Source organism: Streptomyces xiaopingdaonensis (assembly GCF_000262345.1).
GTDB classification, from domain to species: Bacteria; Actinomycetota; Actinomycetes; order Streptomycetales; family Streptomycetaceae; genus Streptomyces; species Streptomyces xiaopingdaonensis.
The window spans coordinates 36,329-52,542 of the sequence record NZ_AJTQ01000186.1 but is presented as its reverse complement, the minus strand read 5'-3'; the positions used below and the strand labels follow the sequence as shown (position 1 = coordinate 52,542).

Annotated in this window: 13 protein-coding genes; 1 reads left to right on the top strand and 12 read right to left on the bottom strand. The window is 71.4% G+C overall.

The annotated features are described in order from the left end of the window. Nucleotides 1-294: 294 nt before the first annotated feature. The 3 genes from UWG_RS0115190 to UWG_RS0115180 are packed head-to-tail and all read right to left on the bottom strand — an operon-like array spanning nucleotide 295 to nucleotide 3,224. Complete coding sequence (locus UWG_RS0115190; RefSeq protein ID WP_016908075.1) at nucleotides 295-1,755, bottom strand: FGGY-family carbohydrate kinase; 1,461 nt, start codon at nucleotides 1,753-1,755, stop codon at nucleotides 295-297. Nucleotides 1,756-1,800: 45 nt separating this feature from the next. Beyond that, a complete protein-coding gene (locus UWG_RS0115185) occupies nucleotides 1,801-2,610 on the bottom strand; it encodes a DeoR/GlpR family DNA-binding transcription regulator (RefSeq protein WP_016908074.1) in 810 nt (269 codons plus the stop codon). Then, nucleotides 2,607-3,224, bottom strand: coding sequence for a histidine phosphatase family protein (locus UWG_RS0115180; protein ID WP_016908073.1), 618 nt, complete (start codon nucleotides 3,222-3,224; stop codon nucleotides 2,607-2,609). Before UWG_RS0115180 ends, UWG_RS0115185 begins: the two co-directional genes overlap by 4 nt. Before the next feature lie 163 nt (nucleotides 3,225-3,387). On the opposite strand from UWG_RS0115180, the gene UWG_RS0115175 reads away from it, so the two are divergent. Next, on the top strand, nucleotides 3,388-4,842 hold the full coding sequence (locus UWG_RS0115175) for an FGGY-family carbohydrate kinase (protein ID WP_016908072.1): 1,455 nt from the start codon (nucleotides 3,388-3,390) through the stop codon (nucleotides 4,840-4,842). A gap of 127 nt (nucleotides 4,843-4,969) precedes the next feature. Here the strand turns inward: UWG_RS0115175 and UWG_RS0115170 are convergent, their stop codons facing one another. From UWG_RS0115170 to UWG_RS0115130, 9 genes are all read right to left on the bottom strand, one after another. Then, nucleotides 4,970-5,824: a CDP-alcohol phosphatidyltransferase family protein gene (locus tag UWG_RS0115170; protein WP_029391467.1), complete on the bottom strand. Its 855-nt coding sequence runs from the start codon at nucleotides 5,822-5,824 to the stop codon at nucleotides 4,970-4,972. Then, nucleotides 5,811-6,458, bottom strand: a complete 648-nt coding sequence (locus UWG_RS0115165; protein ID WP_029391466.1) for a phosphatidylserine decarboxylase — start codon at nucleotides 6,456-6,458, stop codon at nucleotides 5,811-5,813. The genes UWG_RS0115170 and UWG_RS0115165 overlap by 14 nt, the downstream gene beginning before the upstream one ends. 177 nt (nucleotides 6,459-6,635) lie before the next feature. Continuing rightward, entirely contained in the window at nucleotides 6,636-7,841 is a 1,206-nt protein-coding gene (locus tag UWG_RS0115160) for an acyl-CoA dehydrogenase family protein (RefSeq protein ID WP_016908069.1), read from the bottom strand. A 1-nt stretch (nucleotide 7,842) separates the two neighbouring features. Continuing rightward, nucleotides 7,843-8,376 (bottom strand): MaoC family dehydratase, encoded by a 534-nt coding sequence (locus UWG_RS0115155; RefSeq protein WP_016908068.1) that lies wholly within the window; start codon nucleotides 8,374-8,376, stop codon nucleotides 7,843-7,845. A gap of 1 nt (nucleotide 8,377) precedes the next feature. After that, complete coding sequence (locus UWG_RS0115150; RefSeq protein ID WP_016908067.1) at nucleotides 8,378-9,367, bottom strand: HpcH/HpaI aldolase/citrate lyase family protein; 990 nt, start codon at nucleotides 9,365-9,367, stop codon at nucleotides 8,378-8,380. Then, a complete protein-coding gene (locus tag UWG_RS0115145) occupies nucleotides 9,364-11,451 on the bottom strand; it encodes a protein meaA (RefSeq protein ID WP_078495659.1) in 2,088 nt (695 codons plus the stop codon). Before UWG_RS0115145 ends, UWG_RS0115150 begins: the two co-directional genes overlap by 4 nt. Continuing rightward, the gene (gene ccrA, locus UWG_RS0115140) at nucleotides 11,444-12,781 is read right to left on the bottom strand and encodes a crotonyl-CoA carboxylase/reductase (RefSeq protein WP_016908065.1); all 1,338 of its coding nucleotides are present in this window, start codon (nucleotides 12,779-12,781) and stop codon (nucleotides 11,444-11,446) included. The genes UWG_RS0115145 and ccrA overlap by 8 nt, the downstream gene beginning before the upstream one ends. A 491-nt stretch (nucleotides 12,782-13,272) precedes the next feature. Then, the gene (locus UWG_RS0115135) at nucleotides 13,273-14,061 is read right to left on the bottom strand and encodes a TetR family transcriptional regulator (RefSeq protein ID WP_237720100.1); all 789 of its coding nucleotides are present in this window, start codon (nucleotides 14,059-14,061) and stop codon (nucleotides 13,273-13,275) included. Nucleotides 14,062-14,153: 92 nt separating this feature from the next. Continuing rightward, entirely contained in the window at nucleotides 14,154-15,938 is a 1,785-nt protein-coding gene (locus UWG_RS0115130) for a 3-hydroxyacyl-CoA dehydrogenase family protein (protein WP_016908063.1), read from the bottom strand. Nucleotides 15,939-16,214: the final 276 nt, after the last annotated feature.

Here is a 16,214-nt window from a genome sequence, read left to right as displayed (position 1 = left end):
GTTCGTGTTTGGAGAGCCTCCGGTGCGTGGTGGCAGAAATCGTTCGGTCCTCTCTCCTCCGTGGAATCTACCAACCGTAACTTACTACTAGTAATTTAGCGAGGTGCGCAGATGTGCGACAGCCGATCGAAGAGGCGGCGCGCCCGGAGGAGGGACCGACCTTGCGGGACGTGGGCAGTACGCCGTCCCGTGCGTGGGATCGCTGCCGGACGTCGGTAGTGAGCGGCTGCGCGTGGTACGGACCCGGTCGTCCGACTGCGTACCCCAGTCACGCCGACCGCGACAGCCGTGCGCTCACAGCAGCCCCCGCTCCCGCAGCGCCCCGACGAACTCCCCGTACGACTCCTCCAGCGCCTGCCGCTCGCGCGGCTCCGGCTCGACGGTGCGCCCCGGGCCCACCATCGCGGAGGCGGCCTCCGACAGGTTCCCGTACAGGGTGCCGGCCGCCGCCAACAGGGCGGCGCCGAAGGCGGTTTCGGCCCGGTCGACGACGCGCAGCTCCCGCCCCAGCACCGTCGCCCGGATACGGGTCCACAGCGCGCTGCGGCTGCCGCCGCCCGCCGCGTGGAGCGGGCCCTCCACCGCTACCCCCAGCTCGGCGACGCGCTCCAGCGCGAGCCGCTCGAGGAAGGCGACGCCCTCCTGGTCGGCCCGGTGCCGCTCGGCGTCGTCGGCGGGCGTGCCGGTGGTGAAGCCGCGCGCCGCGCTGCTGACGAACGGGAACCGCTCGCCCTCGCGGCGCAGCGGATAGCTGACGAAGGAGGCAGGACCGCGCGCGGCTGCGGCCGCGTCGAGTTCGGGGAACCTGGACCAGTCGAACCAACCGAGCGCCTCGCCACCGGTGTTGGAGGCGCCTCCCGGAAGCCACCAGCCGTCCGGGTGGCGGTGGCTGTAGACGGCGCCCGACGGGTCGGTGGCCAACTCCCGCGTGACGCCCTTGAGTACGTAGGTCGTACCGAGGACCCCGACGAACTCTCCGGGACGCACGGCGCCCGTGGCGAGTTGCCCGGTGCAGCCGTCCGTCATCCCGAGCCGCACCGAGGCGCCCTCCGGCAGCCCCGTCTCCTCGGCGGCGGCCGAGCAGACGGTGCCGACCTCGGTGCCCGGCGCCTGGACGTCGGGCAGCCATGACGGCGGGATGCCGAGCGCGTCGAGGACCTCGGCCGGCCACTCGCCGCGCAGCGGGTCGTAGCCCGTCTTGAGCGAGTGACTCCAGTCGGTGGCGGTCCGCCCGCCGGTGAGCCGCTCGGCGAGCAGGTCGGGCGTGTGGAGCAGGCGGCTGCCGCGGGGCCGCGCCACCTCGTCGGTCCGCGCGTACCACGCGAGGCGGCCGAGCGCCGCCGTCGGCCCGACGGAGATACCCAGCGCGGACCACCGCGCGGCGCCCGACTCCTGTGCGTACGCGTTGAGTCGGGCGGCTCTGCGGTCGTCGTACATGAGCGCGGGGGAGAGGGGACGCCCCTCCGGGCCGACGAGGACGCACGTCCCCGAGGTGGCGGAGGCGGCGACCGCGACGACCTCCCGGCCGCCTCCCGCGAGACGGGAGAGCGCCGCGCGGAGCGCCCGCGCCGCCGCCGGCCACCAGGCTTCCGCGTCCTGCTCACTGCGGTCGCCGTTCCGCACCGGCTGCGGAAGCGGTTCCTTCCCTTCCGCGAGGACCCTCCCCGACGCGTCGACGCACAGGACGCGGACGGCGGCCGTCGCCACGTCGATCCCGGCGACGACGGGCGCGGGGGTGCCGGAGGTGGTGTCCATGGGGACGCTTCCTTTCACTGCGTGCGGTACTTGGTGGCGCGGGCGTCAGGCGCCCGCGACGCGCAGTTCTGTCTGCTCCCGCACTTCCGCGAGCAGCGCGTCGGGAACCCCGGCGTCCACGACGACGTGGTCGAAGTCCCCGACGGGGCACAGGCGGTGGAGCGCGGTGCGGGGGAGCTTGGAGTGGTCCATCAGCAGCGCCGTGCGCGTCCCGCGGCCGAGCATCGCTCGCTTGACGAGAACCACGTCCTGCTCCTGGTGGAAGGTCATCCGCGCGTCCATCGCGGAGGTGGAGACGACGACGAGGTCGACGGAGATCGCCTCGATCGCCTCCAGGCAGGGCACACCGAGATAGGAGTCGTGCGTGGGCGAGTACTCCCCGCCGAGCGCGATCAGCCGCACGCCCTCCCGCCCCGCGAAGACGTCCACCACCCGGCGGGCGTTGGTCAGGACCGTCAACGGGACCGTCCCCGTGAGGAGCTGGGCGAGCGCGAGCGTCGTCGTGGAGTCGTCGAGCATCACCGACATGCCCGGCTCCACGAGGTCGAGCGCTGCCTTCGCCACCGCCGCCTTCTCCGCCGAGCGCACCCCGAGACGGTAGTCGAGGTTGCTCTCGAAGACGCTGGAGGGCAGCGCGGAGACCCCGCCGCGGAAGCGCCGCAGCACGCCCCGCGCGGCGAGCTCGTCCAGGTCGCGGTGGACGGTCATGACGCTGACGCCGGTGAGCTCGGCGAGCCGGGCGACGCTGACCGTGCCGTGCTCCAGCACCGTCTCGGTGATCAACTGGCGCCTGTGCTCCTGCGAGCGGGTGGGGCGCCCGGCGCGCACGCCCCGGGGCTCGGCCGCGCCGCTCACGCGGCGTCCGCCGTGGGGAGGTTGAGCGCGCGCAGCGCCGTCCGCTCGCCGTCGATCCCGATCTCGGTGACGGCCGCGTTCTCCAACTTCGGGAAGACGAGCCGGTATCGGCTCAGAGGGATGCCGAGCAGCGCGCAGAGCGCCACCCGCAGCGCGGTGTTGTGCGCCACGACGAGGACGGTCCCGTTCTCGTGCGCGGCGGCAATCCCGCGGAGCGCCGCCGTGACGCGTACGGCGGCTGCGGACGGAGGTTCGGAGCCGGGGAAGGCTCCGGCCTCCGCGTCGGCCCGGAAGGCGCGGACCGCCTCGGGGTCCTCCGCCGCCATCTCCGCGACGGTGCGCCCCTCGCCCCAGCCGAAGTCGATCTCGCGCAGCCCCTCCCACACCACGGGCGTCAGACCGAGCCGGCGTGCGGCCGGTTCGGCCGTCGCCCTCGCGCGGCTGAGCGGAGAGCAGGCGACGGCGTCGATACCGCGGGACGCCGCCCAGGCGCCGAGCGCCTCGGCCTGGGCGATACCGGTTTCGGTGAGCGCCACGTCCGAGACCCCCGCGTACCGGTTCTCCGCGTGCCACACCGTCCGACCGTGGCGTACCAGCAACAGCCGCGCTGCCATCTGTCTCCTCCCGGGTCGGAGCGAGAACGCCCCGGCCGTTGCTTCTTAACGTCTGCGGATATAAATATAACAACGAGCGTGTGCGTTATCGGCGACGGAGCCAACGAGCTCTCCGGCGGCCGCACGCGGGAGAGAACCGCCCCCGAGCCAAGGAAGCACGGCCATGACCGAGATCATCGGCGTCGACATCGGCACCTCCGTCACCAAGGCCGTCGCCTTCGACCGCGCAGGGCGCCCGCTCCACTCGGCGAGCCGCCGCTCGACGCTGCTCAGGCAGCCGGGCGGCGTCGTCGAGCAGGACCTCGACGAGGTCCTGCGCAGCGTGGCCGAAGTCGTCCGCGAGGTCGCCGCCGCGCTGCCGCGGCCGCCGGCCGCGCTCGCGCTCACGGGGCAGGGCGACGGCCTGTGGCTCAGGGACGCCGAGGGGCGCGCGGCCCGGCCCATGATCAGTTGGATGGACGGCCGCGCCGCCGACCTCGTCGCCGGCTGGCAGCAGGACGGCACCGTCGAGCGCGTCTACGGGCGAACCGGTTCCGGCATGTTCCCCGGGTGCCACGCGCCGCTCCTCGCCTGGCTGCGCGAGCACGAGCCGCAGACCCTGGAGCGGGCGGCCGTCGCCGGGTACTGCGTCGACGCGATAGCGCAGCAACTCACGGGCACCGTCGCGCTCGACGCCTCGGACGCCACCCTCCCCTTCCTCGACGCGCGTACCCGCCGCTACTCGACGGACGCGCTGGAGGCGTGCGGCGTCGCCGACCTCGCCCACCTCCTGCCCGAGCCGGCCGAGCCCCGTACGGTGCTCGGCCTCGACGCCCGCGGCGCCGAACTCACGGGACTGCCCGAGGGGTTGCCCGTCACCTCGGGCCCCTACGACCTCCCCGCCTGCGCCATCGGCAGCGGCGTACGGGAGGTCGGCGACGGCCTGCTGACGGTCGGGACGACGCTCGCCTGCCAGGTGCTCACCGACAGCGCGTACGTCGACCCCGGGGCCGAGCCGGCCGGCATGTGGCTGTGCACGCCGGACGCCGGGCGCTGGCTCCGGGCGATGCCCGCCATGGTCGGTACGGCGGGTATCGACTGGGCGCTCGCCGTCGTCGGGGCCGACACCTCCGAGTTGGAGTCCCTGCTGATGTCGAGCCCGCCGGGCGCGGGCGGAGTGCGCGCGCTGCCTTTCCTCTCCGAGGCGGGCGAGCGCGCGCCGTTCGTCGAGCCGGGCGCGCGGGCGCGCTTCGAGGGGATGTCGCTGGCGCACGGGCGGGGCGACCTGGTCCGCGCGATGTGCGAGGCCGTCGGCTACGCCGCCCGCCACTGCCTGGAGGCCGCCGGGCTCTCCGCGACCCTCGCGGCGTGCGGCGGCGGTACGCGCTCGGCCGGCTGGATGCAGACGTTCGCCGACATCCTCGGCCGCGAGGTGCGCGTGCCCGGGGAGACCGAGGTCGGGGCGAAGGGCGCGGCGATCGTCGCGCGGGCCGCGCTCGGCGACCCGGTGGACGAGTCCGTCTGGTACGCGGACCACCGGACCGTGTCGCCGAACCCGGCCAACCGCGGCCGCTACGAGGGCGGTTACGCCGATTACCGCGCGGAGGTCGAGTCCGCACGGGCGCGCTGGCACGCCTGACGGAGCGACTGCCGGAAGCACGCCCCGATCGCGTGTCCGCCCGCACCCCGTGCACGACAGCGGCGGAGGGCCGGCCCCCAGGACCGGCCCTCCGCCGCCGACGTACCGGCTCCGCGCCGAAGGATGTTCAGGACTGGGCGGCCGCCCGCGCCTCCCTGCGATTGCCGCGGAAGTCGTTGACCCGCCGCGCCGTCGCGAAGAGCGGAATCACGGCACCGAGCACGACCTGGAGCGCGCACCCCGTCTGCAACAGCAGTTCGCCGCCGGGTGCGTCGAACGCCCACGCGGCGAGCAGCCCCATGCTGGCGATGATCCAGCCGAGCATCGCCACCGCGAGGCGCCCCCGCGGCTTGGGGTACTCGACCCGGCTCACCATCAGCCAGGCGACGCCGAAGATCGCCAGGAGCGTGGGCAGGAAGGGGAGTTCGAGGAGCACGATCGAGATCACGGTGAGCGCACCGAACGGACCCGGCATCCCCTGGAAGACGCCGTCCCGTATCGGCACGCACGAGAACCGCGCAAGCCGCAGCACCACCGCCAACAGCACGATGACGGCGGCCACCACCGAAACGCGCTGGTGCGCGTCGTTGGCCACCATCCCCCAGACCACGACGAAGTACGCGGGCGCGAGCCCGAAGCTGATCAGGTCCGAGAGGTTGTCGAGCTCGGCGCCCATCGCGGAGCTGCGCAGCTTCCGCGCGACGAGGCCGTCGAAGAGGTCGAAGACCGAGGCGAGGAGCATCAGCACCACCACGGTCGCCGCGCTGTGCCGCGCCATCCCGCCGTCCTCGCTGCCGGTGAGGTGGGGGATGAGGACGCCGGTGGTGGTGAAGTAGACGGCCATGAAGCCGCACGTGGCGTTGCCGAGCGTCAGGGTGTCCGCTATCGACAGCCGCGTGGAGAGCGGCATGTCGTCGGCTTCGTCGTCCTCCGGGGCCTCGGGGACCCAGGAGGCCCGGGTATCGGGATCAATCACGGTCAAGGCGAGTCACCCCCGCTGTCGTGGCCTGGCCGACCTCGACGGCGGCTTCGAGTCCCTCGGGCAGATAGACGTCGACCCGGGAGCCGAAGCGGATGAGGCCCACGCGCTCGCCTTGTTCGACCTTGGCACCCGTTCCCACGTACGGCACGATGCGTCGGGCGACGGTGCCGGCGATCTGGACCATCTCGATGTCGCCGAGCTCCGTTCCAAAGTGCCACACAACGCGTTCGTTGTGCTCGCTCTCCTTGTTGAAGGCGGGGACGAACCCACCCGGAACGTGCTCAACCGACACCACCTCGCCGGCGAGCGGCGCCCGGTTGACGTGGACGTTGAGCGGGCTCATGAAGATCGCGACGCGAGTGCGCCCGTCGTGCCACGGCATGATGCTCTGCACCACGCCGTCGGCAGGAGACAGCACCCGCCCCTGAGCGATCTCGCGCTCGGGGTCGCGGAAGAACCACAGCATCCCCGCGGTGAGCGCGGTGGCCGGCACGGCCACCGCGGCGGCCCGCCGGGAGCGGCCGGCGCGAGCCAGGCTGAGTGCGGCGGTGGCGGCCGTCGGCAGAAGCCACGGCGACGCTCCGCGCGCGAGACGGAGACGACCAGAGGATGCGGAGTAGGGGCTGTGGGGCATGGATGACCTTCGTAGCGGAGGGAGCCGCAACTTCTCGGGGGACGGCGGCTTTCCGGGATGCTATCGGTTTCTGACGGCAACTGGGCAAGCCAGAGCGCCAGTCAGTGTCCCGGCGTGGTCCGGAGCGTCTCACGGGGGCGAACGTCGGCCCCCGAAAAACGCCCCGAACCGCACAATTCAGCCTTGCGCCCGGTACTCCTCGAGGAGGCGGCGGCCCACGATCATTTTCTGGATCTCGGCGGTTCCTTCACCGATCAGGAGCATCGGTGCCTCGCGGTAGAGGCGCTCGATCTCGTACTCCTTGGAGAAACCGTAGCCGCCGTGGATGCGGAAGGAGTCCTCGACGACCTCCTTGCAGTACTCGGAGGCGAGGTATTTGGCCATCCCCGCCTCCAGGTCGTTCCGCTCGCCCGAGTCCTTTTTCCTTGCTGCGCCGACCATCAGCGCGTGCGCGGCCTCGACCTTGGTGCCCATCTCGGCCAGTTTGAACTGGATGGCCTGGTGGCGTGCGATCGGCTTCCCGAACGTCTCGCGCTGCTGCGCGTAGTCGATGCCGAGCTCGAACGCCCGCTGTGCGACGCCGCATCCACGCGCGGCGACGTTCACCCTGCCGACCTCGACGCCGTCCATCATCTGGTAGAAGCCGCGCCCCGTCGTCCCGCCGAGGACGCGATCGGCCGGCACGCGCACGCCGTCCATGAGGAGTTCGGTCGTGTCGACGCCCTTGTACCCCATCTTCTCGATCTTTCCGGGGACGGTGAGGCCCGGCCGCACCTCGCCGAAGCCCGGCTCCTTCTCCACGAGGAACGTCGTCATGGACCTGTGCGGGGCCGTCCCCTCCGGGTGCCCCTCGTCCGTCCGGCAGAGGACGGCGACGAGCGTCGAGGAGCCGCCGTTGGTGAGCCACATCTTCTGCCCGCGGAGGACGAACTCGTCGCCGTCGCGCACCCCCTTGGAGGCGATCGCGGAGACGTCGGAGCCGAGCCCCGGCTCGGACATCGAGAAGGCGCCGCGCACCTCGCCCGTCGCCATCCGCGGGAGGAAGTGGTCCCGCTGCTCCTGCGTACCGTGCTGCTTGAGCATGTACGCCACGATGAAGTGCGTGTTGACGATGCCCGAGACGCTCATCCAGCCGCGGGCTATCTCCTCGACGCAGAGCGCGTAGGTGAGGAGCGACTCCCCGAGCCCGCCGTACTCCTCGGGGATCATCAGCCCGAAGAGGCCGAGCTCCTTGAGCCCTTCGACGATCTCGGTCGGGTACTCGTCCCTGTGCTCCAGCTCCGTCGCGACGGGGAGGATCTCCTTGTCGACGAATCCCCGTACCGTTTCGACGATCTCCCGCTGGATCTCCGTGAGCCCTTCGGTCCTGGCGAGCCTGCCCATCTCACTTCCCCTTCCGTGCCGGCTCGGGACGCCCTGGCTGCTCGCCGTCGCCGGAGTCGCCGACGGCGGCGCGCTCCTCGAGGTACGCCTGCGTCGGCACCATCACCTTGCGGCGGAAGACGCAGACGACGGTGCCGTCCTGGTTGAGGCCCTTCGTCTCGACGTGGACGATCCCGCGGTCGCTCTTCGACCTCGACGGCGTCTTGTCGAGCACCTCCGTCTGCCCGTAGACCGTGTCCCCGTGGAAGGTGGGTGCTACGTGCCTGAGCGACTCCACCTCCAGGTTGGCGATCGCCTTGCCCGAGACGTCCGGCACGGACATGCCGAGCAGCAGCGAGTAGACGTAGTTGCCGACGACGACGTTCTTCCCGAAGTCGGTCGTCCGCTCCGCGTAGTTGGCGTCCATGTGGAGCGGGTGGTGGTTCATCGTCAACAGGCAGAAGAGGTGGTCGTCGTACTCGGTGACGGTCTTGCCGGGCCAGTGCTTGTAGACGTCGCCGACCCGGAACTCCTCGAAGGTGCGTCCGAACTGCATCTCACGCCTCCGGAGGCTGGAAGGAGGTGGTGCGCCGCATGCCGGCGGCGCGGCCCTTGCCGGAGACCACGAGCGCCATCTTGCGGCTCGCCTCGTCGATCATCTCGTCGCCGAGCATCGCCGAGCCCTTCTTCCCGCCGGCCTCGGAGGTGCAGTGGGCGTAGGCGTCGAGGATCAACTCGGCGTGGTCGTAGTCCTCCTGGGAGGGCGAGTAGACCTCGTTCGCTGCGTCCACCTGACCCGGGTGGAGGACCCACTTGCCGTCGAAGCCGAGCGCGGCGGAGCGTCCCGCGACCTCGCGGAAGCCGTCGACGTCGCGGATCTGGAGGTAGGGGCCGTCGATCGCCTGGAGGTCGTGGGTGCGGGCGGCCATCAGGATGCGCATCAGGATGTAGTGATAGGCGTCCGCGGGGTAGCCGGGCGGCTGCTCGCCGACGACGAGGGTCTTCATGTTGATCGACGCCATGAAGTCGGCGGGGCCGAAGACGATCGTCTCCAGGCGCGGGGAGGCGCCGGCGATCTCGTCGACGTTGACGAGGCCGCGTGCGTTCTCGATCTGCGCCTCGATGCCGATGCGGCCGACCTCGTACCCCATGGTCTTCTCGATCTGGGTGAGCAGCAGATCGAGTGCGTGGATCTGCCCCGCGTCCTGCACCTTCGGGAGCATGAGGCAGTCGAGGTTGGCGCCTGCGCCCTCGACGACGGTGGTCACGTCGCGGTAAGTCCACTCCGTGGTCCAGTCGTTGACCCGCACGACGCGGGTCTTGCCGCTCCAGTCGCCCTTGTTGAGGTACTTGACGATGGTGTGGCGCGCCTCCGGCTTGGCGAGCGGGGCGCAGGCGTCCTCCAGGTCGAGGAAGACCTGGTCGGCCGGGAGCTCCTGGGCCTTCTCCAGGAAGCGCGGGTTGCTGCCGGGAACGGCCATGCAGGAGCGCCTCGGGCGCAGCCGGGCCGCGTCCTGCGAGGTGCCGGGCGAGGGTTGCGCGGTCATGCGGGGACCTCCACGGGGTCGAGCTTGTTCGCTGTGCGGATCTCGTCGACGATACGGCCGATGATCTCCGTGATTCCGAAGTCCTTCGGGGTGAAGACGGCCGATACGCCGGCCTCCCGCAGGGCTTCGGCGTCGGCGGAGGGGATGATTCCGCCGACGATGACGGGGATCGGCACCTCGGTGCCGCCCGGCGGCCCGTCCGGGTCGCCTCCCGCGTCACGCAGCCGCTCCAGTACGTCGGGGACGAGTGCGGCGTGCGATCCCGACAGGATGGAGAGGCCGACGCAGTGCACGTCCTCGGCGACGGCCGCCGTGACGATCTGCTCGGGCGTGAGTCTGATGCCCTGGTAGACGACTTCGAACCCGGCGTCCCGCGCGCGGACGGCGATCTGCTCGGCGCCGTTGCTGTGCCCGTCGAGCCCGGGCTTCCCCACGAGCAGGCGCAACTTGCCCACGCCGAGTTCCTTCGCCGTCACCTCGACGCGGCGCCGCACCTCGGCGAGGGACGAGCCCGCCTCGGCCGGCACGGCGACGGGGGCGCTGCTCACGCCGGTCGGTGCGCGGAACTCGCCGAAGACCTCGCGCAGCGCCTCCGACCACTCCCCTGTGGTGACGCCGGCGCGTGCGCAGGTCAGCGTCGCCTCCATCAGGTTGGCGTCGCTCGCCGCCGCCTCCTTGAGCAGCCGGAGCGCCTGTGCCGCGCGGGGATGGCAGTACGGTCCGTCGCGCGTGGTGCGCCACTCCTGCACCGCGTCGACGAGCTGCGCCTCGACGGTCGGGTCCGCGGTGTGCACGGCGGTGTCCAAGTCGGCGGTGAGCGGGCTCGGTTCGGTCGCCTCGAAGCAGTTGACGCCGACGATCATCTCCTCGCCCGACTCGATCCGCGCCCTGCGCCCGGCGTGCGAGGAGACGAGCTGCGACTTGAGGTAGCCCGACTCGACGGCGGCCATGACGCCCCCCATCTCCTCGATCCGCTCCCGCTCCGCCTCGCTCGCCGCCACCAGCTCGGCGACCTTCGCCTCGACGACGTGCGACCCGGCGAAGAGGTCCTCGTACTCCAGCAGGTCGCTCTCGTGCGCGAGCACCTGCTGGATACGGAGCGACCACTGCTGGTCCCAGGGGCGGGGCAGGCCCAACGCCTCGTTCCACGCCGGGAGTTGCACGGCACGGGCGCGGGCGTCCTTGGAGAGCGTCACCGCGAGCATCTCCAGCACGATCCGCTGCACGTTGTTCTCCGGCTGTGCCTCGGTGAGCCCGAGCGAGTTGACCTGCACGCCGTAGCGGAACCTGCGCTGCTTCGGGTTCTCGATGCCGTACCGCTCACGCGTGATCCGGTCCCAGATCTCGGTGAAAGCCCGCATCTTGCACATCTCCTCGACGAAGCGGACGCCCGCGTTGACGAAGAAGGAGATCCGCGCGACGACGTCGCCCATCCGCTCGGCGGGCACCTGCCCGGAGTCGCGGACCGCGTCGAGCACCGCGACGGCGGTGGAGATCGCGTACGCGATCTCCTGGACCGGCGTCGCGCCCGCCTCCTGGAGGTGGTAGCTGCAGATGTTGATCGGGTTCCACTTCGGGATGTGGTTGACCGTGTAGGCGATCATGTCGGTCGTCAGCCGCAGCGAGGGTCCTGGCGGGAAGACGTGCGTCCCTCGGGAGAGGTACTCCTTGACGATGTCGTTCTGCGTCGTGCCCTGCAACTGCGAGACGTCGGCGCCCTGTTCCTCGGCGACGACCTGGTAGAGCGCGAGCAGCCACATCGCCGTGGCGTTGATCGTCATCGAGGTGTTCATCCGCTCCAGCGGGATCTCCTCGAAGAGCCGCCGCATGTCGCCGAGGTGGGAGACGGGGACGCCGACCCGGCCGACCTCGCCGCGTGCGAGGACGTGGTCGGGGTCGTAACCGGTCTGCGTCGGCAGGTCGAAGGCGACCGAGAGGCCCGTCTGGCCCTTGGCGAGGTTGCGGCGGTAGAGGCGGTTGGACGCTTCGGCCGTGGAGTGGCCCGCGTAGGTACGCATCAGCCAGGCGCGTGACCTGGCGGGACGTGCGGAGCTCGCGGTTTCGACGGAGGGCGTCTCAGACATCGCGGAACCGGTTGATCGCGTCGAGGTGCTTCCGCCGCTTCTCCTGGTCGCGGACGCCGAGGCCCTCCTCGGGCGCGAGGGCGAGGACGCCGACCTTGCCCTGGTGCAGGTTGCGGTGGACGTCGTAGGCGGCCTGGCCGGTCTCCTCGAGCGAGTACGTCCTGGAGAGGGTCGGGTGGATCTTGCCCTTGGCGATGAGGCGGTTCGCCTCCCACGCCTCGCGGTAGTTGGCGAAGTGCGAGCCGACGATACGCTTCAGCGACATCCACAGGTAGCGGTTGTCGTAGGTGTGCTGGTACCCCGAGGTGGACGCACAGGTCACGATCGTGCCGCCCTTGCGGGTGACGTAGACGCTCGCGCCGAAGGTCTCGCGCCCCGGGTGCTCGAAGACGATGTCGACGTCCTCGCCGCCGGTGAGTTCGCGGATGCGCTTGCCGAACCGCTTCCACTCCCCGGGGTCCTGCTCGTGCTCGTCCTTCCAGAACCGGTAGCCCTCGGCGTTCCGGTCGATGATCGCGTCGGCGCCCATCCGCCGGCAGATCTCGGCCTTCTGCTCGCTGGAGACGACGCAGATCGGGTTGGCCCCGCCGGCGAGCGCGAACTGCGTGGCGTAGGAGCCGAGTCCGCCGCTCGCGCCCCAGATCAGGACGTTGTCGCCCTGCTTCATGCCGGCCCCGTTGCGGGAGACGAGCTGCCGGTAGGCCGTGGAGTTGACGAGCCCGGGTGAGGCGGCCTCCTCCCAGCTCAGGTGGTCGGGCTTCGGCATGAGCTGGTTCGACTTCACCAGCGCGATCTCGGCGAGCCCGCCGAAGTTGGTCTCGAACCCCCAGATCCGCTGCTCCGGGTCGAGCATCGTGTCGTCGTGCCCGTCCGCCGACTCCAGCTCCACCGACAGGCAGTGCGCGACGACCTCGTCGCCCGGCTTCCAGGAGTTGACGCCGGCGCCGGTGCGCAGCACCACGCCCGCGAGGTCGGAGCCGATGACGTGGTAGGGGAGGTCGTGCCGCTTGGCGAGGGGCGAGAGGCGCCCGTACCGCTCCAGGAAACCGAAGGTCGGCAGCGGTTCGAAGAGGGACGTCCAGACGGAGTTGTAGTTGACCGAGGAGGCCATCACGGCCACCAGCGCCTCGCCCGGGCCGAGTTCGGGGACCGCCACCTCGTCGAGGTGGAGTGACTTGCGAGGGTCCTTGTCCCGGCTCTCCTGGCCCTCGAACATGCCGGCGTCGTCCTTGTGGACGGTGACGGCGCGGTAGGAGTCGGGGAGCGGCAGCTGCGCGAAGTCGGCTGCGGGCGTGTCGGACGCGAGGATCGCATCGAGTATCTGGTTCACGGTGTTGCCTCCGGCGATGCGCGGATGAGGGGACGCCTGGGGGGCGTCGGTGCTGAGGCAGAGCCGTCGGTTCGGCGGGTGATACGTGCCGGTCCCGCGCGGGTGTGCGCGGAGCCGTGCCTGTGACGCAGGCGTGCGGGCAGCGCGGGGTGAACCGCTGGGACGTCGCCCGAACTGCACTCAACGTATGACACCGAGTGCCACCGCACAAGATGTTTCCCGTGAGTAACCGCCCTCAAGTGGTGGGCTTCCATTTCAAGTGAGCGCGCTCGGCTGCGATTTAAGTGGGTCTGACCGATTCTGTGATCGATCATCGCGCAACCGAGGCGTGCGGCACGCAGTGCCAGACTTTTGAAGTGGCATGGCTCTCACGCCCACCAGGGCCCGACGGCGCCAATCCCTCGCGCCGGCCACGGGGTTGCGCGCACGAGGAGGGGCGGCCGCCCGGTGGCGGCCGCCCCTCCTCGTGCGCCCTCGTGTCGCCTCGCGGTTCAGCGGTTGCGGAGGGCCTCCTCGATGCTGCCCATGATCTCGGTGAGCGGTGCGTCGGTACGGGCCACCGTGACGAGCACCTCGCTCTCCTCGCCCGGCACCGGCGTACGCGTCGCCTCCACCGCGCGGTTGGCGCCGAACCCGGTGCCGAAGGTGCGGCGCACCACCGCGAACGCCTTGTCCAACTGCGCCTCGACGTCGCCGACTCCGCCGCTGCGCAGCCAGCGCCGCAGCACGTGGTTGTGGGCGGTGACGACGGCCGAGGCGGCCACCTCGGCGAGGAGCGGCTCGTCGAGGTCGCCGCCGCCCTCGTGCTGCTTCTCGTCGAAGTGCCCCAGCAGATAGCGGGTGAAGAGGCGTTCGTACCGCGCGACCGAGGCGATCTCCGCCTCCCGCAGCGCCGGCACCTCGCGGGTGAGCTTGTACCGCTCGACGCTGCCCTGCGGCGAGGAGGCGTACATGCGCATCACCTCTTTGATCCCACGGCAGACGGTGTCGAGCGGGTTCTCGTGCGGAGGGGCCGCCTCCAGTACCGCCTGGGCGCGGACGAGGGTCTCGTCGTGGTCGGCGAAGATCGCCTCTTCCTTGGAGCGGTAGTGCCGGAAGAACGTCCGCCTGGCGACGCCCGCGGCGGAGGCGATCTCGTCGACCGTCGTCTCCTCGTACCCCTTCGTGGCGAACAACTCCATTGCCGCAGCGGCCAGTTCGCGGCGGACCTTGAGGCGTTGCGAGGCCGCGGCGACCGTTCTCGGCGCGGGTGATCTGGAGGTCTTCGAGGACTCTGGCATGCAGCGAACGCTACACGCCGTGACGGCCTCGGCGGGCGGACAGTCGGAAGGCTCCAGCAGTCCGCCCCAACGGTCCGGCCGCGGAGGCGGCGTCACCGGCGTGCGTACTCGCGGAACCCGCGTCCCGTCTTCCGTCCGAGGCACCCGGCGGCCACCAGGTGTTCGAGGAGCGGCGCCGGCTGCAGGCCCGGGTCCCGGAACTCGCGGTGGAGCACCTGCTCGATGGCGAGCGAGACGTCGAGGCCCACGACGTCGAGGAGTTCGAAGGGTCCCATCGGGTACCCGCCGCCGAGTTTCATCGCGGCGTCGATCTCGTCGAGCGAGGCGTAGTGGTCCTGGACCATCTTCACCGCATTGTTGAGATAGGGGAAGAGCAGGGCGTTGACGATGAAGCCGGCGCGGTCCCGGCAGTCGACCGGGTGCTTGCCGAGGCGTGCACAGACCTCGCGGACGGTCGCGTGCGCCTCGTCGCCCGTGAGCACGGTCCGCACCACCTCGACGAGTTGCATCGCCGGCGCGGGGTTGAAGAAGTGCATACCCACGACGTCCCGCGGCCGGCCCGTGGCGCGGGCGCAGGCGACGACGGGGAGCGAGGAGGTCGTCGTCGCGAGGACGGCGCCTTCCTTGCAGACGCCGTCGAGCCGGGCGAAGAGCGTCCGCTTGACGTCGAGGTCCTCGGCGACCGCCTCGACCACGAGGTCCGCTTCCGCTAGCGACTCCCAGGAGCCGGCCGGAGTGACGCGGTCCAGCGCCGCGTCGCGCTCCGCCGGGCTCATCCTGCCCTTGCGCACGGCCCGTTCGCACGAGGCGGCGACGGCGGCCTTCGCCGCTTCGGCCTTCTCCTCGCTGCGGGCGGCGAGGACGGTGGCGAACCCGGCGCGCGCGAAGACCTCCGCGATGCCGGACGCCATCGTCCCGGAACCGGCGACGCCGACGCGTGCCACGGGCCTCCCCGCGGTCGCCGCCGCGTCCTTGTCGGGCGTCTGCCCGTCGGGGACCAACTCGGCGCCGCCGGGGGAGTCGTAGGTGTAGAAGCCGCGTCCGGCCTTGCGGCCCGTGAGCCCCGCGTCGCTCAGCTGGCCGAGGACGGGCGCCGGCGCGTGGAGCCGGTCGCCGGACTCCGCGTGGAGTGCGTCGAGCACCGTACGCGCCGTGTCGACGCCGATGAGGTCGAGGAGTGCGAGCGGGCCCATCGGCAGTCCGCAGCCGAGGCGCATCGCGGCGTCGATGTCCTCGCGCGTCGCGTACTTCGACTCGTACATGGCGGCCGCCTGGTTGAGGTAGCCGAAGAGGAGGCCGTCCGCGACGAATCCGGGCCGATCGCCCACCGAGATCGGCGACTTGCCGAGCTCCTCGGCGAGCCGGGTCACGGCCGCCACGGCCTGCGGCGCCGTCAGCACGGACGAGACCACCTCGACGAGCTTCATCGCCGGAGCCGGGTTGAAGAAGTGCAGGCCCAGGACGCGTTCGGGCCGGTCGGTGTCGGCGGCGAGACGCGTGACCGAGAGCGCGTTGGTGCCCGTGGCGAGGATCGTCTCCGGCTTGACCAGGGTGTCGAGCTCGGCGAAGACGCGGCACTTGGTGTCGTACTCCTCGGGCACCACCTCGATCACCAACTCGGCCTCGGCGGCGGCACGCAGGTCGGGGAAGGTGCGGAAACGCGCGAGGACGCCGCGGCGTTCGTCCTCGCTCATCCGGCCCGCCGCGACGGTGCGAGCCGTCGAGTTCTCCAGCGACCGCAGCGCACGGCGCGCCGCCGATTCGCTGGTGTCGATACCGATGACCTCGCGCCCCGCACGGGCGAGAATGTCGGAGATGCCGGTGCCCATGGTGCCGAGGCCGACGACGGCGATGGTCTGCAGAGGGGGACGATCCATCTTGGGACTCCAGAGGGTGACGTCTGACGAGGGTGCTGTGGCGTGCCCGGCCCCGTCTCCGCCGTCGAGCCGTCCAACGTGCGGGCGGCGCTGCCCCGTTGGGCCCTCCGTGCGCGGCAAGGCGGTCGCCTGCCGGCGGTGCGAAGAGGGCCGCCGGGGGGAAGGAGAAAGGTGGGCGATATCCGGTGGTGCTCGGATGGGTGGAGAGTCCGGTGGAAAGCGACACGGTTGCCGGCGGCGTCGCCGTAGGACCGTGTCCGCGATCCGACCTGTCCC

Coding starts and splice junctions, on each gene's coding strand:
- UWG_RS0115165 (WP_029391466.1), bottom strand. CDS start 6,458: ATGCCCCACAGCCCCTACTCCGCATCCTCTGGTCGTCTCCGTCTCGCG.
- UWG_RS0115130 (WP_016908063.1), bottom strand. CDS start 15,938: ATGGATCGTCCCCCTCTGCAGACCATCGCCGTCGTCGGCCTCGGCACC.
- UWG_RS0115160 (WP_016908069.1), bottom strand. CDS start 7,841: ATGGGCAGGCTCGCCAGGACCGAAGGGCTCACGGAGATCCAGCGGGAG.
- UWG_RS0115145 (WP_078495659.1), bottom strand. CDS start 11,451: ATGTCTGAGACGCCCTCCGTCGAAACCGCGAGCTCCGCACGTCCCGCC.
- UWG_RS0115190 (WP_016908075.1), bottom strand. CDS start 1,755: ATGGACACCACCTCCGGCACCCCCGCGCCCGTCGTCGCCGGGATCGAC.
- UWG_RS0115175 (WP_016908072.1), top strand. CDS start 3,388: ATGACCGAGATCATCGGCGTCGACATCGGCACCTCCGTCACCAAGGCC.
- UWG_RS0115180 (WP_016908073.1), bottom strand. CDS start 3,224: ATGGCAGCGCGGCTGTTGCTGGTACGCCACGGTCGGACGGTGTGGCAC.
- UWG_RS0115135 (WP_237720100.1), bottom strand. CDS start 14,061: ATGCCAGAGTCCTCGAAGACCTCCAGATCACCCGCGCCGAGAACGGTC.
- UWG_RS0115150 (WP_016908067.1), bottom strand. CDS start 9,367: ATGACCGCGCAACCCTCGCCCGGCACCTCGCAGGACGCGGCCCGGCTG.
- UWG_RS0115155 (WP_016908068.1), bottom strand. CDS start 8,376: ATGCAGTTCGGACGCACCTTCGAGGAGTTCCGGGTCGGCGACGTCTAC.